A 24,587-nucleotide genomic window follows, 5' to 3' on the forward strand; every position below is an offset into this window, starting at 1 on the left:
ACATGAATGTGTGGGCTGATAATAAGACGGAATTTCCATAATGTGGATACATAGACTCTAAACCCTTATGAACCTCCAACCCGATTATATTGCCGATTATAACCAAAGTCAACTGGAAGCGCACCAGCGTAAACTATCGTACTGGACGCAGGAGGTAGCGACGGCCGAACCCATTATTCGGAAACTGGTTGATTTTCAAATTGCTATTCCAAGTTGGGCACTGGGTACGGGCGGTACCCGGTTTGGCCGTTTTCCGGGTGGGGGAGAACCCCGTTCACTGGAAGAGAAAATGGCCGATGTGGGGCTGCTTCACGCCCTGAACCGGGCCAGTGGAGCCATTTCCCTGCACATTCCGTGGGATATTCCAACCGATGCGGGAGCCATTAAGCAACTGGCCAGCCAGTACGGGCTCCGCTTCGATGCCGTAAACTCCAACACTTTTCAGGACCAGCCCGGGGCTGAACAGAGTTACAAGTTTGGTTCCCTGCAACACACCGACCCCGCCGTACGGCAACAGGCCATCGACCACAACATCGAAGTAATTAAACATGGCGTGGCCCTGGGTTCCGATGCGCTGACGGTCTGGCTGTCGGATGGATCGTGTTTTCCGGGGCAGCTTAATTTCAGAAAAGCGTTCGACCGTACCCTGTCGAGTCTGGAAGCGATTTATGCGGCCCTGCCGGACAACTGGAAACTGTTTGTCGAGTACAAAGCGTTCGAACCCAATTTCTATTCGATGACCGTAGGCGACTGGGGCAGCAGCTTCCTTTACGCCAACAAACTCGGCCCCAAAGCCTATACCCTCGTGGATTTGGGTCACCACCTGCCCAACGCCAACATCGAACAGATTGTGGCTATTCTGCTGCATCAGGGCAAACTGGGTGGATTCCACTTCAATGATTCCAAATACGGGGACGACGACCTCACGGCGGGTAGCATCAAACCCTACCAGCTCTTTCTGATTTTTACCGAACTGGTCGACGGACTGGATGCAAAAGGGATGAATCACGCCAAAGACCTTGGCTGGATGATTGATGCCAGCCACAACGTAAAAGACCCGCTCGAAGACCTGCTGCAATCGGTCGAAGCCATTCAGCTGGCTTACGCACAGGCGTTGCTGGTGGACCGGGACGCCCTGGAAGAAGCCCGCGAAGCCAACGACGCGGTTCGGGCGCAGGAAATTTTGCAGGATGCTTTCCGAACCGACGTTCGCCCGCTGGTGGCCGAAGCCCGACGCCGGGCCGGGGCCTCTCTGAACCCACTGGCCCTATACCGCCAGCTAAACGTCCGTCAGCAACTCATCGACGAACGTGGTGCCAAAACAGTAGCAACGGGACTGTAAACTAATGATGAATTATGAATGATAAATGATGGCAACGTTACCGGAGCGATGATGGCTGACTGGTGAAACCGCATTATTCATTTATCATTCATAATTTATCATTCATAATTCATCATTCCTTCAAAATGACGCCAGTTATTGCCATCTTCGATATTGGGAAGACCAACAAAAAGCTGTTTCTCTTCGACGAAACGTATCAGATTGTCTGGGAAAAGTCGGAGAGTTTTGTGGAGATACCGGATGAAGACGGCGACTTTTGCGACGACGTACACCAGCTGAAAAGCTGGGTAACTGCCTCCCTGGCCGAAGTACTGGCATTGCCCGACTATTCGGTGAAAGCAGTAAATATTTCGGCTTACGGAGCCAGTCTGGTACATATCGACCAGGCGGGGCAACCCCTGACTCCGCTGTACAGTTACCTCAAGGTGTTCCCGGCTCCGCTGCAACGTCAGTTTTTCGACACCTACGGGACCGAAGCCGACATTACCCGGCAAACGGCTTCCCCATTGCTGGGTAACCTGAATTCCGGCCTTCAGTTGTATCGACTGAAATACGAGCAGCCGAACGTAGTGAGAAAATTGGCCTTTTCCCTCCACCTGCCGCAGTACATCAGCTTTCTGATAAACAACAAGCCCGTCTCTGACCTGACCAGTATCGGGTGTCATACCATGCTCTGGGATTTTGACCGGCAGGCCTACCACGCGTGGGTCGGTCGGGAAAAGCTGGAACGGTATCTGGCTCCAATTACGGCCTCGGATTCAGCGGTGCCCGTTACAATTGATGGGAACCGGGTACAGGTGGGTGTTGGACTGCACGACAGTTCGGCGGCATTAATTCCGTATCTGGCTTCGTTTCAGGAGGAGGGCGACGCTGGCTCCTTCGTACTCATATCGACCGGTACCTGGTGCGTGAGCATGAACCCGTTTAACAGCAATCCCCTCACGCCCGAGGAGTTACAATACGACTGTCTGACATTCATGCACTACAAAGGTCGGCCCGTAAAGGCGTCGCGGCTGTTTGCCGGGAATGAACATGAGCAGCAGGTAAAACGGCTGGCCGGCCATTTTCAGGTGCCGGTGGATGCGTATAAGAAAGTGTCGTATAATCCAGAATTAATCAATCGGTTGCGTCAACGTGTAGCGCAGGTGACTACGGAGCGGGAAGGTAAAGGCGATCAGCTTATTTCCATGCACGGCTCCCTGTTCCGCGACCGCGACCTGTCGGCATTTACCGATTACGGGGAAGCCTATCACCAGTTGATCCTCGACATCATGGCCCAGCAGCTCATCTCAACGTCGCTGGTACTGGCCGACTCGCCCGTCCGGCGCATCTTCGTTGACGGTGGTTTTGGCAACAACCCCATCTACATGAATCTGCTGGCTATTGCCTTTCCGGACATCGAGGTATATGCCGCATCGGTAGCGCAGGCGTCGGCGCTGGGTGCTGCCCTGGCCATCCATCAGCACTGGAATAGCCAGCCGATTCCCGACAACTGTGTCGCCCTGAAAAAGTACACGGCTCCCCCGGCAGTCCATTGACCAGCTATTTTGGGATAAGACCAATTGCCAATCAGTGCTTTTGACCAGGACGTATGCAACACCGGGTTCAACATTAGCTTAACCCGGTGTTGCGTGCCTCCTGTCGCCTATAACCATCAGAAAATACATGAAACGAAAACGGTTTATAAACCGCAGTTTGCTGCTCCTTTGTACCCTGACTGTCTTCACGGCACCAGCTCAGAAACTCCCTGCCAAAAAAGAAATCGTGGCCAGAATGACCCTGGCAAACGATTATTTTATGAAAACCTGGCCTGATCCGGGCAAGGAAATCGTGACCAACAAAACCCGCCCCAGCAACATCTGGACCCGGGCCGTCTATTACGAAGGACTAATGGCCCTGTACGGTATCGACAAACAGAAGCGGTACTTCGATTACGCCGTTGACTGGGGCGAAAAACACCAGTGGGGATTGAGAAGTGGTACTAACACACGTAATGCCGACGACCAGTGCTGCGGGCAAACCTACATCGATCTGTATCAGATAGACCAGGCTGTTGGCCGGGCCAAACCGGAACGCATTCACGACATTAAAGCGTCCATGGACGCGATGGTGAACAGTGATAAAGTAAACGACTGGACCTGGGTGGATGCTCTGCAAATGGCGATGCCGGTATTTGCCCAGCTGGGGGCAATGGACAACGGACATAGTGCCGGAACGTCGCCCTACTACGAGAAAATGTACCAGATGTACCTGCATACAAAAACGAAAGAGGGCGGCAACGGGCTGTACAATCCTAAAGATGGGTTGTGGTGGCGGGATAAAGATTTTGTGCCGCCGTACAAAGAACCAAATGGGCAGGACTGTTACTGGTCGCGGGGGAATGGCTGGGTAGTGGCTGCTCTGGTACGGGTGCTGGATATCATGCCAAAAAATGCCGCCCACCGGGACGAGTACGAAAAAACGTTTCTGGAAATGATGCAGGCGTTACCACCTCTGCAACGCCCCGATGGCTACTGGAACGTGAGCTTGCACGACCCTGATAATTTCGGCGGTAAAGAAATGACCGGAACGGCTTTATTTACCTACGGAATGGCCTGGGGCGTTAACCACGGTTTGCTCGACGGGAAAAAATACCGGCCCATCATCGCCAAAGCCTGGAACGCCATGGCGACCGAATCAGTCCACCCGAATGGTTTTCTGGGCTACGTGCAGGGGACCGGCAAAGAACCCAAAGACGGCCAGCCCGTTACCTACGACAGTAAGCCCGACTTCGAAGATTACGGTCTCGGCTGCTTCCTGCTGGCGGGAACGGAACTGTGTAAAATGAAATAGTTTACGGTATTGGGTTTATGGTTCATCGTTGCAATTCGTGCGTCAGCCACCGTAAACCAAAAACTGTAAACCTTAAACCCGACTACTGCCATGGAAGAAATTGCGTTTACGATGAAACTGAAACCCGGTGTGGAGGCTGAATACCAGCGTCGGCACGATGAAATCTGGCCGGAGCTATCCAGCGTACTGACCGACGCAGGTATTCGTGATTATTCCATCTACCTGGACCGGGCCACCGGCACCCTGTTTGCCGTTCAGAAAAGGACGGATACCCATACGGCAGAAACATTGCCGGAATTACCCGTAATGCAGCGGTGGTGGCTGTACATGGCCGACCTGATGGAAACCAACCCCGACAACTCGCCGGTCGTTATACCATTGGAGCGGGTATTTCACCAGGAATGATGGGTGGATGGGCCGAGTGTTACTACGCTTGTCAGGCCAGGCATTGGTGTGGGCACTTTGGAAAAGCTTTTCAAATTAACGAGCTTGCCAAAAAACGGGCGTTTAAAAAAGGTATTCGCGAGGTATGAATTTTACAAACGTATAACCAACGTCATATGTTTGTAAAACTAGACCGTTCGGCTATGTTCAGCCCATGAAACGAGCTGTTGCCTCCCCTCCCTGTATGTGATATATTACCGCGTCAGCACTAAACGCCAGGGCGTAAGCGGTTTGGGCTTAGATGCCCAACGCGCTTACGTCGAACACTTTTACCATGACAAGTCGATCATAGTCGAGTTTACCGACTTGCAGAACGGGAAGGACGTGTTCAACCGGCCCGAACTGATGAAGGCGTTAACGTTGTGTAAAGAGCGACGCGCTGTGTTGGTGGCCAAGATTGACCGATTAAGCCGCAACACGGAACAGGCATTAGCCATCTATCGGGAATTGGCCGGACGCTTGGAAAGTTGTGACATTCCCAACCTGGATAAATTTACATTGCCCTTGCTGGTCGAGAGCGGGAATTAATAAGTATCCGCACGACCGGCGCACTGGTTCAGAAAGTAAAGCGTTCCGACCAGTGGCGTAAAGGAAGCCAGTTGTTTAAAACAGGCCGAGCCGCCCGGTTAGGTCATGCTACGATCACCACCCAGGCCGCAGACAATAGCCACAGCCGCCCGGCCAGTGCCATGATAAAGCAGCTTGTACAGCAGGGTTATAGTTGGTCGGAGATTGTCCGTAAATTGAACACAGATAGCTTTAAAACGCCGAAGGGTAATCAGTATCAGGCCGTACAGTTACAGCGTCTTTATAGCCGCCTAAGTAGGGGGAGCTAGCAATGTTAGGTATAACTTAGGGTTTTTGGTTTGGCTGTTTAGCTACAGTTTCTTCACTAGGTTTATCATTTGAAAAAATAGAATACCCAAAACCGATACTTATCCAAGGCTTACCTTGGTAATGCCAACCAAACTGAGTTTGATTTACATTACTTAAAATATCAATCCCAGTAAAGATTCCTGCCTGAACCCTTTTATTTTCTGCCATTAAGCCTAATGATATTGATAAACCGGAATAATTATTAGTTTTCTCTAAATCGGCTGAGTTTCTAGTAACTGCCGGAGCATCAATATTTATATTAGAAAGACTATAAGCATTTATTATAGTAACGGTTGTGTTAACTGATCCTTTGTGACCAAGTTTGTAACCTAAGCCGGCTCCGAAATTAAAAGCACCAGCAAAGTCATTCCGGCCATACTGTGGCCTAAATTTGAAAGGAAAATTAATAAGGCCAAACACAAAACTTGCAGGAATTCTCTGGGCAGCATGTAGCCTGACGATAGAGGGCTCAACTCTAAAATAAACTGTTGTATACTCGCCAGCAGTTTTTTTTTCATTGCTTAGACTATTGTATGCAGTTACGCCACCTTTGACATTGTATTCATAAAAGTTTTCTACTCCTTTATTATAGGGAATGATTTCAATTATAGCCCAATCTTTATCATCATTCTTGGTTTCCTTTATAACTTTAAAATACTGGTTTGGAATCGAAGTGACCGTTTTAGCCTGAGTATCAGGCTTACCATCGAGAGTTGCAGCTTCAAGCACAACTGAGTTGATCCAATAATATGTACCTATTAATGATTTTTTTTCTTCTTGGCCGAAAGCTACTGAAGAACAAATGAAAAGTAGTATAAATGTATGATATTTCATAAGTATGGGGTTTGCCAATATTAAAGAATATTAATTGATATTTAATTTAAAATTAGCCTGAATTTATCCAACGGTTGCTTTTTTATAAAACGTAAGAACGATAATCCCCTTTAAATTTAATCTTGGTCTTATGATTGCCATTATTGATGCGTGAATTAGTTCGTAAAGTTGTTGCTTAATAGGAGTTGCCGAATGATCTCTAAAGCCACACCAATCAGCTATAAAATTTACAGACTTACTCACGGATCAATAACTCATTTAATAAATTTCTATATTGTATGTTGTGAGGAAAGTCCAATTGGACTCCAAAATACTTTAATGGTACTGACATCTACATTGCGCCGGGCCTGGGCAAGATCGTAATTCTCCTGCACCGTTAGCCAAAATTCCGGCGTAGTGTTGGCAAAAGCGGCACCTAAGCAAATGGCCATTTCAGGTGTGACGCTCTGCTTGCCGTTGATAATGGCTGACAACGTTTTGCGGGTCATGCCCAAGCCGGTCGCCACTTCCGAAACAGTCATTTTTTACCCGATTCTTCAAAGATGCCTTCTAACGTCTCGCGGATAAGTGCGCCGGGGTGGGCGGGGCGAATAAAGCCATAGTCTGTTTCTCCTGTCTTAGTGACGGCTAAGCGGTTTGCAAACTTGTCCATCTTGCCAAAAATGGCGAACGGTCGAACGATTTACTTTTTTTTCTGCATGCCACACTTCGTAGTTCTTTTGCAAATTGACCCAAAATTGGGTGGTATTGCCAAACGCTTCGGATAGTTTCACCGCCATTTCAGGGCTTATTCCGGCCCGTTCATTGACAATGGCTGATAGATTGGCCCGTGCAACGCCTAAGCCTTTAGCGACTTCAGTAATCGTCAAATGGCGCTCGTTAATATAATTTTCCCGCAAAATCTCGCCGGGGTGTACTGGTGGCAAAGTTCGTTTTAGCATGATCTTACCCTCCTAGCTTCAAATTAAACTGGCTGCATTCCAGCATCCGACGACTGCCAAAAGCGCTGCACCGTATAATTCTTCTCTTTCTTCTCTGCCTGACGTAAATCAAAATTCTGCTGCATATTTAGCCAAACTTGCGGAGTCGTGTTAAAGGCTTCAGACAGGCGTAAAGCCATTTCAGGCGTAATTCCATGATGGCCATTGATTAGCTGCGACAACGTTTTCCGCGTCACGCCTAAGCCTTTAGCAGCATCCGTTATGGATAGTTCGAGGGGTTCTAAATACAAGCCCTTCAAGATCTGGCCAGGGTGGGGCGGGGTCTTCATCGGGCCTTTCACGCGATTGTCTTCCATATTCATATTTTTCGTTCTAGTGGTAGTCCAGGTAATCAACGTCGGTAACGCCTTCATCATCAAATTTGAAGATAATTCGGTAATTCGCATTGACCTTAACGGCCCAAAAACCGTTTAATTCTCCTGATAATTTATGTAGTCCAGAACCGGGAAAATCCATGTCCTCCGGCTTCGCGGCCGCATCAAGCAAACCCATGATTAAGCCTATTTTTCCCAATTGCGACGCTGGGAGTTTTGAGCCATCGTCTTTCTGGTGAAACAGGCGTAAAGGCTTGCTACTGATACTTCTTATCATTACTCAAATGTAACACGTTCCGTAACGGGTGTCAAGTAATTCACCTATTGTTTAGCACAGGTCGTTTTCGCACGTAGATGACCAGATTGAGGCATGGGTACTATTCAATTTTTGTTCTCTGTCAACGCGGGCATCCGCGATTATCCCATTTACCTGGACCGGGCCACCGGCACACTGTTTGCCGTTCAGAAAAAGACGAATACCAATACGGCTGATACGTTGCCAAACCTACCCGTTATGCAGCGGTGGTGGCTGTACATGGCCGATTTGATGGAAACCAACCCCGACAACTCGCCGGTCGTTATACCATTGGAGCGGGTATTTCACCAGGCGTAACAGCCAACAGGCCTGGCCCCTGAGTAAGCTATAACGGGCTTATTTCAACAAGAGTCAGGTTCCAGCCCCTACGGTGGTATCCGGATTGTGTCGATGACCCCTGCATCATCGAGGGTTACTTCTCTGCGCCCAATTAGTAAGCTGGTCCAGTTGCTTCGTACCAACCTGCCATGCCTGGCTACTCGTAAGCGGTTGCCAGGCATGGGAATTTTCAGCGTCTTGTTTCCTCCTGAATCGGTCAGGCTATTTTGGGCTGGTACAAAGTCCACTCGCTCACTTTTTGGTCAGCTACCCTAACCCAATGAATCCGGTGGAGTTTCTGGGGTTTACGCCAGCTTATGACCCTCGCCGAACGGATCATCCAGACAATAAAGCAGCAGGGGCCCATTCCGTTTCAAGAATTCATGGAGATGTGCCTCTACTATCCCGACTTAGGCTACTACACATCACCCGCTACCAAGATTGGCCACACGGGAGACTTTTTTACCAGTTCCTGCCTAACCCCCGTCTTTGGTGCCCTAATTGGTAAACAACTCGAAGAAATGTGGGACATCCTGGGCCGGGAGCCCTTTACCGTCGTTGAATATGGAGCCGGTACCGGTGCCCTATGCGCCGATATCCTGTTGTACCTGAAAAACAATTCCAGCTTATACGATTCCTTACGCTATTGCATCATTGAAAAAAGTCCGGTCATGCGGGCCATTGAACGAAGCCATTTACCCGCCCAGAAAGTGAGTTGGCACGAGTCGATTGACGAGCTACCCCAAATCACGGGCTGTATCCTCTCTAATGAACTGGTCGATACCTTTGCGGTTCACCCCGTGGTGATGAATCAGCAGTTGATGGAAGTATTTGTGGAGTATGATACAACCTTTCGGGAGGTTTTACAACCCGCATCCCTGGAACTGACCCATTACCTGAACGAACTGGGTGTTTGCCTGCCGACCGGGTACCGCACCGAAATTAATCTGGAGGCCGTTCGCTGGATCCAGACCGTAGGCACCGCCCTGAAACGGGGCTACGTGATGACCATTGATTACGGGTTTGACTCCAAGGAGCTGTATAAGCCCAGCCGGAGTCAGGGAACGTTGCGCTGTTACCGGAACCATACGGTCAATACCAGTCTATATGAGCACATTGGTTGCCAGGACATAACCACGTACATTAATTTTTCGGCCTTAGCCCACTGGGGCGCCAAATCCGGGTTGATTACAGGCAGATTGACCGATCAATGCCATTTTCTGTTGGCCCTGGGCATTACCGATTTAATTGAGCAGGCCTTTTCCGGGGAAACCAACATCGTACAGGCCGCCCGGAACGTGGCCCGGCTACGGCAGACCTTACTGGTCGATATGGGCACTAAATTCAAGGTTTTGATTCAACAGAAAGGGGTCCCCGACCAGCGTCTTAGGGGCCTTAGCCTGGATGGTGCCGCCGGGGGATAATTCATTTTACGTTTCCGGGGTGCGGCCCGACGGAATGCCGGTACCCCAGTGTGTAATTATGGGGTGGGGGCGTCAATGCCGTATAAAAATCCGTATTTCTACGGGCTGAACTGCGCTGAATTTACTTTATTCTTGTCCTGCAAAATTAGACACACCATTTTGCCATCAACCAATGAAAACCAAGTCGCTTTTTCAGGGTACCAATCTTGCGGGCTGCGTGCTGTTGAGTTTACTATTGACTAGTCGCGTAGGCCTGGCTCAGGCACCAACCGAATTGGCTCGCGAGAAAACGGTATTTACCGTGGTGGAACAACAACCCGAATTTGTGGGTGGTATGAAGGCGTATCAGTCGTTCATGCAAAACAGGGTGCGTCAGCTAAAGGATACTACCAGCAAGCCGCTGACTGGTAAAGTGTTCGTCAGTTTTATCGTCACCGATCAGGGGGCAATTGAAGAGGTTGCCGCCCTGAACCGGCAGGGGTCCCCTGAAGCAACCGAAGCCGTGAACCTGGTGCAGCAGATGCCTGCCTGGAAACCCGGCAGACAGGCGGGCCGGGCGGTCAATGTCAAGTATAATTTACCGATCAACTTTAGCGGACGGTGAGGTGACTTCCCCGGTTGGCCGGTGCCGTACAAAACGGCAAACGCATTCCGGAGGATAGTGCGGGCAACATCGCTAGTTTTTTGCGAACAGGTATGTAAGACCAACCTGGGGTTGACCGATATACCCGGTACCGTAGCCAGCGTTCAGCCACTGAAAGTGGTAGTTTACTTCTGCCCGTAGAAAGGGCGTAACGCCAATGCTTACCCCAGGACTGATATAGCCTGTACTCACCGCCTGGTTTCCTGACGTGAAGCCTTCCCCAGCCATTCGTTGGCCTATCTGGTACGATGCGTCGATAAAGGGCGAGAGTCGGGTACGCGTAAACTGGTACCGAAGGTAAGGTCCTGCGGTGACATCCTGGAAGGCAAAGGGACCCGTAAAGGATTTAGACCCCTCCCTGGCCCACGTAGTACTCAAGCCCACCGCCAGCTTGTTAATCAGGTAGTAACCAGCGTGCAACTGGAGCGTATTTCGAGTCCCGATCAGATTTCCCCCTTGACGGCCGACGCGTGTGCCAGCCTGCCAGCTTCCTTTGCTAAAACTGTTGCTATATGGCCGGTTAGCGCCGGTTTGGGCGGATGCTGATATAATTGAAAAGCAGGTGAAAACGAGGAGAATCAGGAGGGGTTTCATGCGGATGATCAGGTATTTTCCTGATAACGGATTTGCCCATCAAGCCGTATGTTGCCTGCCGTTTAATCAATCATTTAATAGAAGCTGTTCAGGCTTTAGCCAATAGTACGCGAATAGACGGTTTTTTATAAACAACCCTGGCTTCATGGGGTTTTGATACTATATAAAATCAGTAGACTCAATCCAATTGATTATGACCCTTACGGAAAAAGCTGCTCCGCCAATGAAGCAACCGCCTTCGCTGCCCGCCATGCATACGGTGAAACTAACCGTCAATGGTACCGAAACAGAACTACAACTGGCTCCCTGGACCTCACTGCTCGATGCCCTGCGCGAATACATGCACCTCACCGGCACAAAAAAAGGCTGCGACCACGGTCAGTGCGGGGCCTGTACGGTGCTGGTGAACGGCAAACGCATCAACGCCTGCCTCACGCTGGCTATCATGCAGGACGGGAATGAGATTACCACCATCGAAGGGCTGTCTCAGAAAGATGCCGACGGGAAGGACGGCTTGCATCCCATTCAACAGGCATTCATGGACCACGACGCATTTCAGTGTGGCTACTGCACGCCGGGGCAAATCTGCTCGGCGGTGGGGATGATGAACGAAGGCCACGTCAAAACCGCCGACGATATTCGGGAACTGATGAGTGGTAATATCTGCCGTTGTGGCGCGTATACCAACATTGTGGATGCCATTCAATCCGTTATGAACCCTCAACCCGACGCAGCATGAACAGTTTTGCCTATACCCGGGCCGACGGCGTAACGCATGCCGTGGCCGAACGCGCCGACGAATCAACCGCTGCATTTATTGCAGGAGGTACAAATCTCATCGATCTGATGAAGGAAAATGTGGCCCGTCCCACGCGGTTGATCGACATTAACCGTCTACCCCTGACTACCATTACCGACACCGAAAATGGCGGGTTGCGGCTGGGAGCCCTGGTAACTAATGCCGACACGGCGTATGATGATAAAGTAGCCAAAAATTACCCATTATTAGCGGAGGCTATACTCGCCGGTGCATCGGCCCAGCTTCGTAATATGGCTACGGATGGCGGCAACCTGATGCAGCGGACGCGTTGTTATTATTTCTACGACTTAGCCACACCCTGCAACAAACGGGAGCCTGGTTCCGGCTGTTCGGCCATCAACGGGTATAACCGGATTCATGCCATTCTTGGTACTGGCTCACCAACCGGCGATGTGCAGTGCATTGCCACCCACCCATCCGATATGTGCGTGGCCCTTGCCGCCCTCGAAGCGACGGTGCAAGTAACCGGACCCGACGGCGACCGGACGATTCCCTTTGCGGAATTTCACCGGTTGCCCGGCGATACACCCCAGATAGACAACACGCTGGAGGCCGGTGAACTCATCACGGCAATTGACCTGCCCGCCAACGGATTTTCAAAAAATTACGCCTACCTGAAACTGCGGGATAGAGCTTCCTACGCCTTTGCGCTGGTCTCGGTAGCGGCTGCCCTGGAGATGGAGGGCGAAACAATTGTCGATGCCCGGATCGCGCTGGGTGGCGTAGCCCACAAGCCCTGGCGACGCCCCGAAGTGGAAGCGATGCTGCATGGGAAATCGGCCAGTAACGATGTGTTTCAAACTGTGGCGGATGCCATGCTGGATGGGGCGCAGGGATACGGGCACAATACTTTTAAACTAGAACTGGCCAAACGCGCCATCGTCCGCGCTTTGGCTCAGGCCGCTAAACTGAACTAACCCCATGACCCAACAACCATACATTGGAAAACCAATAAACCGGCTCGATGGCCTGGACAAAGTGACGGGCAAGGCGAAGTACGCTGCTGAGTTCGATACGCCGGACCTGCTGCACGGCTACGTCGTGAACAGCACCATCGCCAAAGGGAAAATAAAAAAGATCAACACGCAGGACGCGCTGAGTCTGCCGGGGGTAGTAAAGGTGTTTACGCACGAAAACCGGCCCAAGCTGGCCTGGTTCGATATAAACTACAAAGACCAGGACGCCCCGCCGGGGTCTCCCTTTCGACCGCTGCGGGATGCAAAAATTCGCTATGATGCCCAACCCATTGCCCTGGTCATTGCCGAAACGTTTGAGGTGGCCCGGTACGCAGCCTCGCTGATAACGGTTGAGTACGAGCAGGTAGCGCACCTGAGCGACCTGGAAGCCAATCGACATAAAGCGCGAAAGGCATCCTCAGGAATGGCTACCTTACTGAAGCCACCGCCACCCAAACCCAAAGGTAATTTCGAGGAAGCTTTCAATGCGGCTCCCCATCAGGTAACGGCGGAGTATGTACATGGCATGGAGCATCATAACCCGATGGAGATGTTTGCTACAACGGTGGTATTCGAAAAGGGACGCGGCAAGTCGGGAGGGAAGTACACGGTGTACGATAAAACGCAGGGTGTAACGAACAGTATCTTATATGCCGCTCAGGTATTCGACATTCCCTTTAAGAATATCCGGGTTGTATCACCCTACGTGGGGGGCGGCTTCGGGTCAGGGCTTCGTCCCCAGTATCAGCTTTTTATGGCGATGCTGGCCGCTCAGAATCTGAAACGTTCGGTGAAAGTTGTACTCACCCGCCAGCAGATGTTTTCCTTTGGGCACCGCCCCGCTACCATTCAAACGGTGGCACTAGGGGCATCGGCCGAGGGCGATATGACGGCGCTGTACCATAGCGCCGTTAGCGAAACCTCGCAGTTTGAGGATTATACCGAAGTCGTTGTTAACTACGGGGGTATGCTCTACCCACCGGAGAACGTGACGCTTGACCACCAGCTTGTACCGCTCGATGTAAGCACACCGCTGGATATGCGGGCACCGGGTGGTGTAACCGGCATGTCGGCCCTCGAATGTGCCGTGGATGAACTGGCCTTTAAAGCCGGTATCGACCCGGTCGAATTCCGGTTGCAGAATTATACTGACCGTGACCCGCTTGCCGACCTTCCCTATTCCAGCAAAGAACTCCGGGAATGCTTCCGGCAGGGGGCCGAACGCTTTGGCTGGCTGAAACGCAATCCGGAGCCGCGCTCCATGCGGGATGGGCACCAACTGGTTGGCGGGGGTATGGCTACCGGAATCTGGGAAGCGAACCAGATGCCCGCCCGGGCCGAAGCCGCGTTGCTGGTGAATGGTAAGCTGCGCGTAAGCAGTGCCACCGCCGATATTGGTACCGGAACGTACACCATCATGACGCAGATTGCCGCGGATACGCTGGGTATGTCGCTGGACGATGTTACCTTCAAGCTTGGCGATACAGATATGCCCGCTGCCCCTATTCAGGGCGGCTCCTGGACGGCGGCAACGGTGGGTACGGCGGTGAAAACGGTCTGCGAAGGACTGGCAAAAAAACTGTTCAAACTCGCCCGCAAAATGCCCGATTCGCCCTTTGCCAGTGCATTGTTTGATGAAGTCGTTTTTGCCGATAAAATGATTCAACTGAAGAAGGACTCGTTAATGGCGGTTTCACTACAGTCTGTCGTCGATTCGAATGGTGGTGCGGCAGTGCGGCATACCTCCACGGGGTTCCCCAACATACTGAAGCAGCGGAAATATACCCGCTCGGCCCATTCGGCGGTTTTTGCGGAAGTGACCGTAGATGAAGATTTGGGGACGGTACGGGTAACCAGAATCGTCAGTGCCATTGCCGGTGGGCGAATCCTGAATCCGAAAACCGCCCGCAGCCAGATACTGGGTGGCATGGTGTGGGGCATCGGTAAAGCACTGGAAGAAGAAAGTGTGATGGACCACCAGTTTGGCCGGATCATGAACCACAATCTGGCCGAATACCACGTGGCCGTCAACGCCGATGTGCAGGCCCTCGATGTTATTTTCGTGGAAGAACACGACGATATTGTGAACCCGCTGGGCGTGAAAGGACTGGGCGAAATCGGGCTGGTGGGCGTACCCGCGGCCATTGCCAACGCCGTTTTCCACGCCACCGGCAAGCGCATCCGGAACCTACCCATCACGCTGGATAAGCTGTTATAAAGTTTATGGTTTACGGTATAAGGTTTACGGTTTTCGGTTGGCTGACGCATCAATACATTCCCGCGTCAGCCAACCGAAAACCATAACCCTTATACCGAAAGCCGTTATGCTACTACTCGCCCTGCCAGCACCGGGCGGGTATCTTTCGAGCCGTTGATTTTGGTCAGGCTTTTCTGGAATTCTACCTGCATGGTGTCGGCGCTAAACCGGCAGGTGACCGTTTCGTAATGGGCGGTTTCGATAAATCGCCAGGTCATCAAAAACGTGTTTGGATCCTGCCAGGTGCCGGTAGCGGCTACCTTCCGGGTGTCGCCACCGGGTACTATCGTGGGGGTCAGCGTTAATGGCGCAATGGGAAACGTAGTGGTGGTGTCGATCCAGCGATTGAGGCCGCAGTTTACCTGATGGTCGCCCTGATTGTCGGTCAGTTTGAAGATACAGCCATCCTTGCCGAAGCTCAGCGATGCCGATTTGGCGTGCATCGCGTTGTCCGGAAACGTAAAGGTTTTACCGTTAATCTTACTCGCCATCGGGGAAGAGGATTCTTCTTTTGGGAAGGGGAGGGCCAGTGTAGCCAGTTTCTGGGTCAGTGCCGCCTGGGTGGTTTTAGCCGCCGATAGGCCCGTTCCTTCAAGCGCGGGCAGGATATGGTCCCAAACGGCGTTCATGATACCCTGCATATCGGCGCTTTCGGAGGTTATAGCCACCACGGCATCCTGTTTGGGGAGTACGATGCAGTACTGACCGAAGGCACCATCGCCCCGGTACGCGTCGTGCCGACACCGCCAGAACTGATAGCCGTAGCCCTGAATCCAGTCATTTACACTGGCATCGCCCTTGCCGCCTTTTGAGGGGACCTCCTTGCTGGTGGCCTCGTTTATCCACGCTTCCGACAGGAGCCGTTTGCCATTCCACATGCCTTTCTGCAGGTAGAGTTGCCCGAATTTAGCAATGTCTTCCGTCTTGAGCCGCAGGCCCCAGCCGCCCGTGTTGATGCCCTGGGGCGATACTTCCCAGTCTTCACCTTCGATACCTAATGGCGCGAACAGGCGCGGTTTCAGGTATTCCAGTACGGTTTGCCCCGTCAGTTTCTGAACAATGGCCGAGAGCATATACGTGGCGCCACTGTTGTACACGAAAAATGTACCCGGCTCATGCTCGACCGGCAGCGCCAGAAAGGATTTGACCCAGTTGCCATCTGGCCCCTCGCGGAGCGCCGGGGTCGAATCTTTATCATGCCCCGTATTCATTGTCAGCAAATCCTTCACGCGCATGGCCGCCAGAGTAGGACTGATTGTAGCGGGCAGGTCTTTCGGGAAAAACGATATGACCTTATCCTCCACTGTCAGCCGTTTTTCACCCACCGCCATGCCCACGGCGGACGAGGTAAAGCTTTTGCTGAGCGAATAAAGTGTGTGCTTGTATTGCGGAGCGTAGGGAGCCCACCAGCCTTCGCCCACCACTTGCCCATGCCGAAGCACCATGACACTGTGTACATTAAGCTGCTTTGCATCAATGGTAGTAGCGAAATCCAGCAGGCCACCGGGTGCCACACCCTGCGCTTCGGGGAGGCTGCGGGGGAGTTGACCCGTTTTAGTGGGTACGGTCCAGGCCGATACGGGCCGGGTGGTGATAAGAGTCAGGCCAGCGGCACCGAAGCCCAGTTGCCGGAGGAAATCTCTGCGGTTAAGGTTCATCGTTTCTTTTCAGGATTTATTGTCTGCAATAGAGTAAACAACCGTTAGCCAGTTACCTACTGAATCGGTTTGACTTCTATTGATGGTATCACGGACTTCAGTCCGTCGGTAACCTGATGTTAAGGTAGCAGAGTGCAGACTGAAGTACGCACTACCTGGAACGGGAAATTAAACTTTTCAGGGGCAATTGCCGAATAATAAGCCCTGAGCCGTATGTTTATACAGAAAAATTGGCATTTTGTTTCTTACGCCGTATATTATTCGGTTTAACCAGGTTAGTTTTCTTTCTACCATTCTTCTTCAACATGAAAATACGAATACTCGCCTGCCTGCTTACTTTTCTCAGTCTGTCCGGGAGTCTCAGCGGTCAGTCATATAAACCCAAACAACTCCGCGAGGCTACTATTGAGCAACTGCAAACAGCCATGCAAGCCGGTAAACTGACGGCCGTTCAACTGGTGCAGCTGTACCTCGACCGGATAGCCGCCTACGACAAGCAGGGCCCTTACCTGAACGCCCTTGTTCTGGTGAATCCCAATGCCCTGACCGAAGCCCGTCGGCTTGATTCGCTCTACAAAATCACGGGTAAATTCGTTGGCCCCTTGCACGGCATACCGGTCATCGTGAAAGATAATTACAACACCTCCGATATGCCAACGACCAACGGAACGCTGGCGATGAAAAAAAGTATTCCGCCCAACGATGCGTATGTTGTTCAACGCATTCGGGCCGCCGGGGCCATCATCATTGCCAAGTCTAATCTGGCCGAATTTGCCACGTCGGGGCAGGTGTCGGTTAGTTCTATCCTGCCGGGCTATTCGCGAAACCCCTATGATACTAAACGGACCACGGCGGGGTCGAGTGGGGGGACGGCCGCTGCCGTAGCTGCCGACTTTGGCACCATTGGCCTGGGTACCGACACCGGGAGTTCCATTCGGGGGCCAGCCTCGCACCAGAGTCTGGTCGGGTTTCGTCCTACGCTGGGGCTGGTGAGCCGGGATGGGATTGCACCCCTGGCCATGACCAACGATACGGGCGGGCCCATCTGCCGGACGGTGGAAGATGCCGCTCGGGTGCTGGACGTGATTGCGGGCTACGACAAAGCGGATACCGTGACGCACCGCAGCGAGGGTAAAATTCCGGCCACCTACCGGCAGTTTCTGGATAAAGACGGTCTGAAAGGAGCGAAGATTGGGGTATTCCGGCAACTCGTTATGCCTAAGAATTCAGACCCGCAGGTGTACGCCCTGTTCAACAAGGCCCTCGACGAACTACGGGCGGCCGGAGCTACTATCATTGATTCAGTGCGGGTGCCGGAACTGGATACTATCAATAAATCCTACGATACCATTCCGCAGCTACGGCGCGATTTTAACCTCTACCTGGCTAACCTGGGGCCGAATGCTCCGCATAAAAGCCTGGCCTCCATTATCAAGTCGAAGCAGTTTCACCCCAGTATCGAAAAAACACTGACGGAAGCGGACGCCGATACGCTGGCTCCCGAAGCGCATAAAGGCTGGCAAAAAAATATGGGGTTGCGGGAGCGGTTGCGTACGTTGCTCCTGCGCGCGATGGATTCCACAGGTGTCGATGTGCTGGTGTATCCCTCGTTCAGTTACCCACCCCGGCTGCTGGGCGATTTGAACACGCCGTCGGGCACGAACAACAACGCACTTTCACCCCCAACGGGTTTTCCCGCCTTTTCCGTCCCGATGGGCTTTACCTACGATGACTTACCGGCGGGGTTGCAGTTCTTCGGTCGGCCGTTCAGTGAGCCAACCCTTGTGAAACTGGCTTACGCTTATGAGCAGGCTACGCACCACCGACATCCGCCCGCCAGTACGCCGGTGTTAGGTAAGCGGAAAAAGAACGCGAAGTGACTATCTGGCGAAACATGCATATGTTGACCTTCAGGTATTCTGTAAGCGGGCGATTCAACTCGCCCGCTTACAGAATTGAAGCCGCAAAGCTTTCCCTGCACCCTTTGCGTCGGTCGCGGTTATAGTTGTATCCCTTGCATTTTCCTGAGTTTATGACCCTATATTCTTTGTTCCGGCAAACGGCGTTGTGCCTGTTTTTACCCCTGACCGTTTTCGCTCAGACGAACCTGCCAAACCTGACTCCGTTCGAGCGGGATACGAACCAGACTGCTACCTACGCTCAGATAATAAGCTGGTATCAGCAACTTGATAAGCAGTATCCGCAGGCCAAACTGGTGGAGATTGGTAAAACGGACGTTGGTAAGCCTCTGCATCTGTTCTTAGTAGCCGCCGACCAGCAGTTTACCAGTCGGCCCGACCGCGTGACCCTGCTCATCAACAACGGCATCCACCCCGGCGAACCCGAAGGCATTGATGCCTGTATGATGCTGGCGCGGGATGTACTGAAGTCGGGTAAACTGCCCAAAAATGTACTGCTGGCCATCATACCCGTGTACAACGTGGGGGGCGCGCTGAACCGGGGCGTGTCGCGGGTGAACCAGAACGGGCCGGACGCCTACGGCTTTCGGGGGAATGCCCGCAACCTGAACCTCAACCGCGATTTTATTAAAGCCGAAGCCCAAAACACGCAGGCGTTTCAAACGATGTACCAGTCGCTGAAACCACAGGTGTTTATCGACAACCACACCAGCAACGGGGCCGACTATCAACACGTGCTGACCTATTTTGCCACCCAGAAAGACAAGCTCCATCCGGCCATATCGGGTTTTATGACGCAGACTTTCCAGCCGGAACTGGATAAAATGCTGGCTGCAAAGGGGTTTCCTCCGGCACCGTACGTAAACCACCCCGGCGACACCCCCGAAAACGGCCTGATTGGCTACAACGATTCACCCCGATATTCAACGGGCTACGCGGCTCTGTTCAACTGTTTTGGCTTTACGCTGGAAACGCACATGTGGAAAGCCTACCCGGCACGGGTTAGGGCGTCCTACGCATTCGATGAAGCCGTGCTGCGGCTGTGTGAGCGGGAAGCCAAAACCATTCTCGCCAATCAGCAACGGGCGAATGAAGCAGTACGGCAGCAGACAACGGTGCCGCTGAGCTACACGCTCGACCGCAGTAAAGTCGACTCCGTTACGTTTCTGGGATACGAGGCTTCCTACAAAACCAGCGAGGTGTCGGGCCTGAAACGGCTCTACTACGACCGGTCGAAACCCTTCACGAAGCGGGTGCCGTACCTGAATAATTTTGGGGTGGAAGTACAGGTTGAAAAGCCCCGTGCCTACGTTATCCCGCAGTCGTGGCCGGAGGTGGTAAATGAACTGAAGCGGAACGGCGTAGTGATGCAGGTTCTCCCGAAAGATACCTTGTTGACGGTGTCCGTCTATTACATTACCGATTACAAAAGCCCGCAACGCCCGTACGAAGGTCATTACCTGCACACGGGGGTTAACACCAGAACGGAAGCGCAACAAATTCAATGCTACAAAGGTGACTACCTGGTCCTTACAAATCAGGCTACCAATCGATATATCGTTGAGACGCTTGAACCACAGGGCGTGGATTCGTTTTTTGCGTGGAATTTCTTCGATAGCATCCTCGACCAGAAAGAGTATTTCTCCGGGTATATTTTTGAAGAAACTGCTGCCGAACTGCTGCGAAAAGATCCGGCGCTACAGAAACAACTGGACGGGAAAAAGGCTGCGGATAAAGCCTTCGCTGAAAACGCCAACGCGCAGCTGGACTTCATTTACCGGCAGACGCCCTATTACGAAAAAACGCATAATCGCTATCCCGTTTACCGGATAAATTAACGCAGCCTGTATCTCCGTCCACTATGAAACGTTTCCCGATATGCCCACTACTGCTCATGCTGTTAGCTTTTTCGCACTACCTGTCAGCCCAAAACAAACCGGCTGATTCTGTCGATAAAACTGCTATTCTAGCCGCCAGGATGCAGTCGAACCGGGCGATTCAGGCCCGTGATTTGACTGGGTTTGGCCAGGCGATGCTACCGGACATTGAGGTGACGCGGGGGAGTGGGTCACATGTAACGGGCCGGGATTCGGTACTGGCTTCGGTGGCCGGCCAGTTCAACGACCCCGATTTTCTGGGATACGTCCGGCAGACGGATAGTATTCAGGTGAGTAGCATAGGACCGATGGCTGCGGAACATGGACACTGGACCGGTCGTTTTCGCCGGCCCGACGGTATTCAAATCATCAGTGGTTCGTACCTGTCTATGTGGCGAAAAACGGACGAAGGCTGGAAAATCCAGTCCGAGCTGTTCGTTAGTTTGGCTTGCTCCGGTAGTGCCGCCTGTGGCAAGTGAAGGGGGCGTTAGTCAACCTGACCCGGTCGATTTTTCAGGTCGAGCAAGTCCTGCGGGAGTAAGCTCGGTAATCTTGGGTGCCCAATCGGCTTATCAGATTTAAGTACCTGTCCTCCATTGCCTAACGGTGGGTTTTTGGGGTTGGCGTAGTAGATGGCTTTAGCCCGACGGATGAGTTTAAGCGCAGCCGCCAGACGTTCCTGAGGTGTTTTTGCCCACCAGTATACCTTATCGTAAGCAGGAATATCGGCGGGATTACTGGATTTTCGGACGGTGGACATGGGGCAGTGTGCTTAATGCTTCGTAAAGATACGACCAATTGCCTGGAACGGTTTACGCAAACGGTAACGCCAGGGTTTCTGATGAGCCATCCGGTTTGCTGCTTTTGACCAGTTTGTTCACTTCTTTGTCCTTCCTCGTCCCTTTCTTCGTCGGCCGTAGTGGCTTCGATCCTGGTATGCTGTGCGTTTTTAGAATGCGCTCCTTTTCGGTCTTACCCTCGTCCGTACGCCGGGGTGCCTGAAGTTTTCGCTGGGCCTCCCGGCCCGTCTGCGTACTGTCGACGATGGGCGCGGGATAGTCAATGCCGGGGTGAAAATGGTACAGGTCCTGCTCCAGCGGGGGTATCGTCCAGGGTTCGTGGATATAAGCCGTGGGGCAGTTTGCCAGTTCGGGAATCCACTGCCGGATAAAAATACCGTCCGGGTCGTGGTCGTGCGATTGCTTCACGGGGTTGTACACCCGTACCGTATTGGTACCGGTCATGCCTGCCTGCATCTGAATCTGGGCGTAATGAATACCCGGTTCAAAATCGGTGTATACGCGGGCCAAATGCCAGCCGCCTTCCTGCCAATGCTGGAACAAATGATGGGTCAGGAAGGAGGTTAGCATAGCCCGCATCCGGAAGTTAATATAGCCCGTCTGGTTCAAACAGCGCATGCAGGCATCCACCATGGGGTAGCCGGTATGCCCCGTTTGCCAGGCCAGGTAGTGCGCCGGGTTATCATTTTTAGGTACTTCATCGAAGGCGCGGTTCACATTCTCGAATTCCATCCGGTCTTCGCTCTCGAATTTCTGGATGAAATGACAATGCCACCGCAACCGCGAGGCAAAGGCCGCGTACTGACCCGCCATCCCTTTCTTGCCCCGTTCCTGCCGGGCCGTTTTGGCTTCCAGCTGCGCCTGAAACGCCTGCCGGATGCTCAGGCATCCCCACGCGATGTAGGGGGATAACCGGCTGCATCCCCGGCGACTTTCCAGCGGTTTGGAGATACTCCTGGCGTACAGGGCGATACGCTCAGCCAGAAAAGACTGCATGTACCGGTGCCCGTTGTATTCACCCCCCGGCTGAAAAGCGGCATCCGGCTGTTGCAAGACTGCGGGCAGGTCGGGCCCGCTTTCAGCTGCAAACCAGTTGTCATCCAACAGGGCCGGTAGCCAGGCTTCCATATCGGCCTGCTCCTGAGGGGCGCGCATCGTCTGTTGCCAGCGGGCCACCCAATCGTCGCGGTCGGCCAGTCGCCGGATAACCCCGTTAGACTGAAATTCCCGCCAGGCGATGCCTTCGCTACGGCAAAAGTGGGCCACGGCTTTGTCGCGCTCGTAGGTAACCCGCAGGCCCGTTTCTTCGTGGGAGAAAAGGGTGTTGATGGTATATCTCCCCTGCAAGGCCTGCAACACATCAATCACTTCGCGCTGGAATAGCCACACCTGGGTTGGGCCGGGTATCAGGTCTGCCCAGACTGGTTCGTCGGGTATCAACGCATCGGCAAAAACGAAGGGTAGCCACTCGTGTACCAGGGGAATGTATTGCGGACGCTCGTCGGGGTTGAGTAGCGTAACACCAGCCAGTTGGCGGTTAAGGTCGGTCAGGCACTCCGTAACGAACCGCCAGTGGCGCAGGTCGTAATTGGGGTCAGCAAGTACCGACGGCTCAAAACAGTAAAGCAACAGGAGCGGAGTGCCTCGCTTACAGGCATCAATGGCGGCCTTCAGCGGAGCGTGATCCCGTAAACGCAGGTCCCGTTTGAACCAGAGTATGTTCAGAGCCGGTCGTTCGTCCGGGGTGCTTACCATTGGAAGTAGAAGGCTGTCTTGATGACCTATAATCAACCGTACAGGCAATTTGTTCAGCTTTGGAATGGAGTCATTACCCGTCCGACTGGTACCCCCGTTTCGGCTCTTTCGCCCGGCTGAGTATTTGGGAGGGAACTGACTACTGGTCGAGCTGCATATTGTACGTTTCCCATAGATGGCGTCGCAGAACATTCAGGACCAATCGGCTCGCCTGGTCAGGTTCAAGTTTGTATCGAATTGACGTGGCTTTTTGAAGCGAATGGAGCAGGATGTCTATTGCCCGTAACTCTTTACTGATGGCGGTTACCGGGATGGACGTTGTCATTACTTCATCGTAGCTCACAAAGTTAACGTACGATTGAGGCTCATCAGCAGGTTCCGGTTTTCGGTGTAGTTCCTCTTTCAGTATACGGTCTTTGTGCCACAATTTGGCTAAGCTGATAAATTCGCTCCTGAAGCTGGTGCTACTATAAAGATCTTCAATCATTATGTCGCGCTGCGTAAAGATGCCCTGTACGATTTCATCGTTCGATAAGTCCTGGTAAATCCAGTTTTCTGAGGAGTTCTTTTCCTGCTCAAAAGAACACTGATAGGCATCTTTGAATAAATCAAGCAGAATGGAATACGAGCTATTAAGCTCAACCAAGGCCATATTTATTCGTAAACCGACCTTGCTCAATTTGGGACGCTGAATAAGAAAAGGGCTAGATGCCGTTTCTGATGAACTACGGGCATTGACTTGTTCGATATCAGCGTCGGTAAGTTTTAGTTGTCTCAGTAAAGCCGTTACCTCAAATAGTTGTTTGCACTTCTTAGCCTCATCCAGTTGCCTGAAGCTGTCCAGCAAGTCGGCCTTGGGATAAATACCCTGCGCGAATTGAATGATTACTAATTCATCTTCCAGGCTCATGAGTCAGTGGTTTGGTGTAGAGGAATAAACGAGATTATCTTTTGCCACTTTTTCGTTTCATCTTGATTATGAGAATGAACAAGCAGAAGATTATCGAAAACTACCAATGTTCGCAAAGGCAGTCACTTCTAACTACCTAAATTACTGAAAGTGCTAATCCAGTTGAGACAAACGCCATATAGAAGTTGCCGCCTTCGCCAATCTTTCTTGTCTCTTTTCCAGAGTATTAGGTGTCCATACATCAGCCGTTATACTCTTTGATAGAGAATATTGGCTTGTACGGTATATGTCTTTTTTCTCTGAAAAATCCTTAGTGCCACAATCGCGATTCTTATCTTCTTCCAGTAAGGTATAATTACCCAGGCGATATATGTAGTTCTCTTGAATGGCAATAGGAAACTCTAAGAGCGTGTTGGGGAATTAGGTGCTTGATTCTGAGGGTATTCTCTGTAGCATTAGCTGAATGTTAGCCAAATAAAGCCAGTTTATTGATGAACTCAGCGTGTGTTCGTAGTCTTTTACTAGCCGANGGAAGAAGTTTGTCCAAGCAATACTCCGCTCCACCACCCACCGTTTTGCCACTGGAACAAACCCTTTCGCTGACTCCGCTCGCGAAGCTTTTTCAAAATCAATACTCCATTCCCCAAGTGCTTTTTTGAATACACCGTTGTAGGCCTGATCGCCGTATACTTTTTCC

At 52.1% G+C, this 24,587-nt stretch carries 26 protein-coding genes; 14 read left to right on the top strand and 12 right to left on the bottom strand.

The genetic code is table 11. The features are described from left to right. Nucleotides 1-67 precede the first annotated feature (67 nt). From B156_RS0120935 to B156_RS30450, 5 genes are all read left to right on the top strand, one after another. Entirely contained in the window at nt 68-1,342 is a 1,275-nt protein-coding gene (locus B156_RS0120935; RefSeq protein ID WP_018621741.1) for a sugar isomerase, read from the top strand. Nucleotides 1,343-1,467: 125 nt separating this feature from the next. After that, complete coding sequence (locus B156_RS0120940; RefSeq protein WP_018621742.1) at nt 1,468-2,880, top strand: FGGY-family carbohydrate kinase; 1,413 nt, start codon at nt 1,468-1,470, stop codon at nt 2,878-2,880. 127 nt (nt 2,881-3,007) lie between these two features. Beyond that, nucleotides 3,008-4,174, top strand: a complete 1,167-nt coding sequence (locus B156_RS0120945; protein WP_018621743.1) for a glycoside hydrolase family 88/105 protein — start codon at nt 3,008-3,010, stop codon at nt 4,172-4,174. Nucleotides 4,175-4,264: 90 nt separating this feature from the next. Next, nucleotides 4,265-4,579, top strand: a complete 315-nt coding sequence (rhaM, locus tag B156_RS0120950) for an L-rhamnose mutarotase (RefSeq protein ID WP_018621744.1) — start codon at nt 4,265-4,267, stop codon at nt 4,577-4,579. Between the two features lie 225 nt (nt 4,580-4,804). Continuing rightward, on the top strand, nt 4,805-5,146 hold the full coding sequence (locus B156_RS30450; RefSeq protein ID WP_018621745.1) for a recombinase family protein: 342 nt from the start codon (nt 4,805-4,807) through the stop codon (nt 5,144-5,146). A gap of 324 nt (nt 5,147-5,470) precedes the next feature. Here the strand turns inward: B156_RS30450 and B156_RS0120960 are convergent, their stop codons facing one another. The 5 genes from B156_RS0120960 to B156_RS0120980 all read right to left on the bottom strand — a co-directional run bounded on the left by B156_RS0120960 (nt 5,471) and on the right by B156_RS0120980 (nt 7,920). Beyond that, nucleotides 5,471-6,328, bottom strand: coding sequence for a hypothetical protein (locus B156_RS0120960; RefSeq protein WP_018621746.1), 858 nt, complete (start codon nt 6,326-6,328; stop codon nt 5,471-5,473). Nucleotides 6,329-6,597: 269 nt separating this feature from the next. Beyond that, nucleotides 6,598-6,849, bottom strand: a complete 252-nt coding sequence (locus B156_RS29620; protein WP_018621747.1) for a HigA family addiction module antitoxin — start codon at nt 6,847-6,849, stop codon at nt 6,598-6,600. A 96-nt stretch (nt 6,850-6,945) separates the two neighbouring features. Beyond that, nucleotides 6,946-7,269, bottom strand: a complete 324-nt coding sequence (locus B156_RS0120970; protein ID WP_026260960.1) for a HigA family addiction module antitoxin — start codon at nt 7,267-7,269, stop codon at nt 6,946-6,948. Nucleotides 7,270-7,292: 23 nt separating this feature from the next. Next, nucleotides 7,293-7,631 (bottom strand): HigA family addiction module antitoxin, encoded by a 339-nt coding sequence (locus B156_RS0120975; RefSeq protein WP_018621749.1) that lies wholly within the window; start codon nt 7,629-7,631, stop codon nt 7,293-7,295. A gap of 10 nt (nt 7,632-7,641) precedes the next feature. Further along, the gene (locus tag B156_RS0120980) at nt 7,642-7,920 is read right to left on the bottom strand and encodes a type II toxin-antitoxin system RelE/ParE family toxin (protein WP_018621750.1); all 279 of its coding nucleotides are present in this window, start codon (nt 7,918-7,920) and stop codon (nt 7,642-7,644) included. A gap of 93 nt (nt 7,921-8,013) precedes the next feature. Between B156_RS0120980 and B156_RS29625 the strand changes: the two genes are divergently transcribed. Then, nucleotides 8,014-8,256 (top strand): L-rhamnose mutarotase, encoded by a 243-nt coding sequence (locus B156_RS29625; protein ID WP_018621751.1) that lies wholly within the window; start codon nt 8,014-8,016, stop codon nt 8,254-8,256. 68 nt (nt 8,257-8,324) lie between these two features. On the opposite strand, the gene B156_RS31515 is transcribed toward B156_RS29625, so the two are convergent. Next, nucleotides 8,325-8,525: a hypothetical protein gene (locus B156_RS31515; protein ID WP_157627122.1), complete on the bottom strand. Its 201-nt coding sequence runs from the start codon at nt 8,523-8,525 to the stop codon at nt 8,325-8,327. Nucleotides 8,526-8,594: 69 nt separating this feature from the next. Between B156_RS31515 and B156_RS0120990 the strand changes: the two genes are divergently transcribed. Then, complete coding sequence (locus B156_RS0120990) at nt 8,595-9,701, top strand: class I SAM-dependent methyltransferase (RefSeq protein WP_018621752.1); 1,107 nt, start codon at nt 8,595-8,597, stop codon at nt 9,699-9,701. A 172-nt stretch (nt 9,702-9,873) separates the two neighbouring features. After that, a complete protein-coding gene (locus B156_RS0120995) occupies nt 9,874-10,305 on the top strand; it encodes an energy transducer TonB (RefSeq protein WP_018621753.1) in 432 nt (143 codons plus the stop codon). A 72-nt stretch (nt 10,306-10,377) separates the two neighbouring features. Here the strand turns inward: B156_RS0120995 and B156_RS0121000 are convergent, their stop codons facing one another. Next, entirely contained in the window at nt 10,378-10,938 is a 561-nt protein-coding gene (locus B156_RS0121000) for a hypothetical protein (RefSeq protein WP_018621754.1), read from the bottom strand. Nucleotides 10,939-11,131: 193 nt separating this feature from the next. Here B156_RS0121000 and B156_RS0121005 point away from each other — a divergent pair, with 193 nt between their 5' ends. Genes B156_RS0121005 through B156_RS0121015 form a run of 3 tightly spaced genes read left to right on the top strand, consistent with a single transcriptional unit; the run spans nt 11,132 to nt 14,932 of the window. Then, a complete protein-coding gene (locus B156_RS0121005; RefSeq protein ID WP_018621755.1) occupies nt 11,132-11,677 on the top strand; it encodes a (2Fe-2S)-binding protein in 546 nt (181 codons plus the stop codon). Further along, nucleotides 11,674-12,675, top strand: a complete 1,002-nt coding sequence (locus B156_RS0121010) for an FAD binding domain-containing protein (protein ID WP_018621756.1) — start codon at nt 11,674-11,676, stop codon at nt 12,673-12,675. Before B156_RS0121005 ends, B156_RS0121010 begins: the two co-directional genes overlap by 4 nt. A gap of 4 nt (nt 12,676-12,679) precedes the next feature. Next, nucleotides 12,680-14,932, top strand: coding sequence for a xanthine dehydrogenase family protein molybdopterin-binding subunit (locus B156_RS0121015; protein ID WP_018621757.1), 2,253 nt, complete (start codon nt 12,680-12,682; stop codon nt 14,930-14,932). A gap of 104 nt (nt 14,933-15,036) precedes the next feature. On the opposite strand, the gene B156_RS0121020 is transcribed toward B156_RS0121015, so the two are convergent. Then, nucleotides 15,037-16,629, bottom strand: coding sequence for a serine hydrolase domain-containing protein (locus B156_RS0121020; protein ID WP_018621758.1), 1,593 nt, complete (start codon nt 16,627-16,629; stop codon nt 15,037-15,039). A 305-nt stretch (nt 16,630-16,934) separates the two neighbouring features. On the opposite strand from B156_RS0121020, the gene B156_RS0121025 reads away from it, so the two are divergent. From B156_RS0121025 to B156_RS0121035, 3 genes are all read left to right on the top strand, one after another. Next, complete coding sequence (locus B156_RS0121025) at nt 16,935-18,509, top strand: amidase family protein (RefSeq protein ID WP_018621759.1); 1,575 nt, start codon at nt 16,935-16,937, stop codon at nt 18,507-18,509. 152 nt (nt 18,510-18,661) lie between these two features. After that, nucleotides 18,662-20,386: a M14 family metallopeptidase gene (locus B156_RS0121030; RefSeq protein WP_018621760.1), complete on the top strand. Its 1,725-nt coding sequence runs from the start codon at nt 18,662-18,664 to the stop codon at nt 20,384-20,386. Between the two features lie 23 nt (nt 20,387-20,409). Continuing rightward, nucleotides 20,410-20,904 (top strand): YybH family protein, encoded by a 495-nt coding sequence (locus tag B156_RS0121035; protein WP_026260962.1) that lies wholly within the window; start codon nt 20,410-20,412, stop codon nt 20,902-20,904. Nucleotides 20,905-20,912: 8 nt separating this feature from the next. Here the strand turns inward: B156_RS0121035 and B156_RS0121040 are convergent, their stop codons facing one another. From B156_RS0121040 to B156_RS32650, 4 genes are all read right to left on the bottom strand, one after another. Next, entirely contained in the window at nt 20,913-21,185 is a 273-nt protein-coding gene (locus tag B156_RS0121040; RefSeq protein WP_018621762.1) for a hypothetical protein, read from the bottom strand. A gap of 52 nt (nt 21,186-21,237) precedes the next feature. Beyond that, nucleotides 21,238-22,980, bottom strand: coding sequence for a cryptochrome/deoxyribodipyrimidine photo-lyase family protein (locus B156_RS0121045; protein WP_018621763.1), 1,743 nt, complete (start codon nt 22,978-22,980; stop codon nt 21,238-21,240). A 139-nt stretch (nt 22,981-23,119) separates the two neighbouring features. Continuing rightward, the gene (locus B156_RS0121050; RefSeq protein ID WP_018621764.1) at nt 23,120-23,890 is read right to left on the bottom strand and encodes a DUF5958 family protein; all 771 of its coding nucleotides are present in this window, start codon (nt 23,888-23,890) and stop codon (nt 23,120-23,122) included. Between the two features lie 153 nt (nt 23,891-24,043). Continuing rightward, on the bottom strand, nt 24,044-24,283 hold the full coding sequence (locus B156_RS32650; protein ID WP_084757824.1) for an HNH endonuclease family protein: 240 nt from the start codon (nt 24,281-24,283) through the stop codon (nt 24,044-24,046). Between the last annotated feature and the right edge of the window lie 304 nt (nt 24,284-24,587).

It is taken from the genome of Spirosoma luteum DSM 19990 (assembly GCF_000374065.1).
GTDB classification, from domain to species: domain Bacteria; phylum Bacteroidota; class Bacteroidia; order Cytophagales; family Spirosomataceae; genus Spirosoma; species Spirosoma luteum.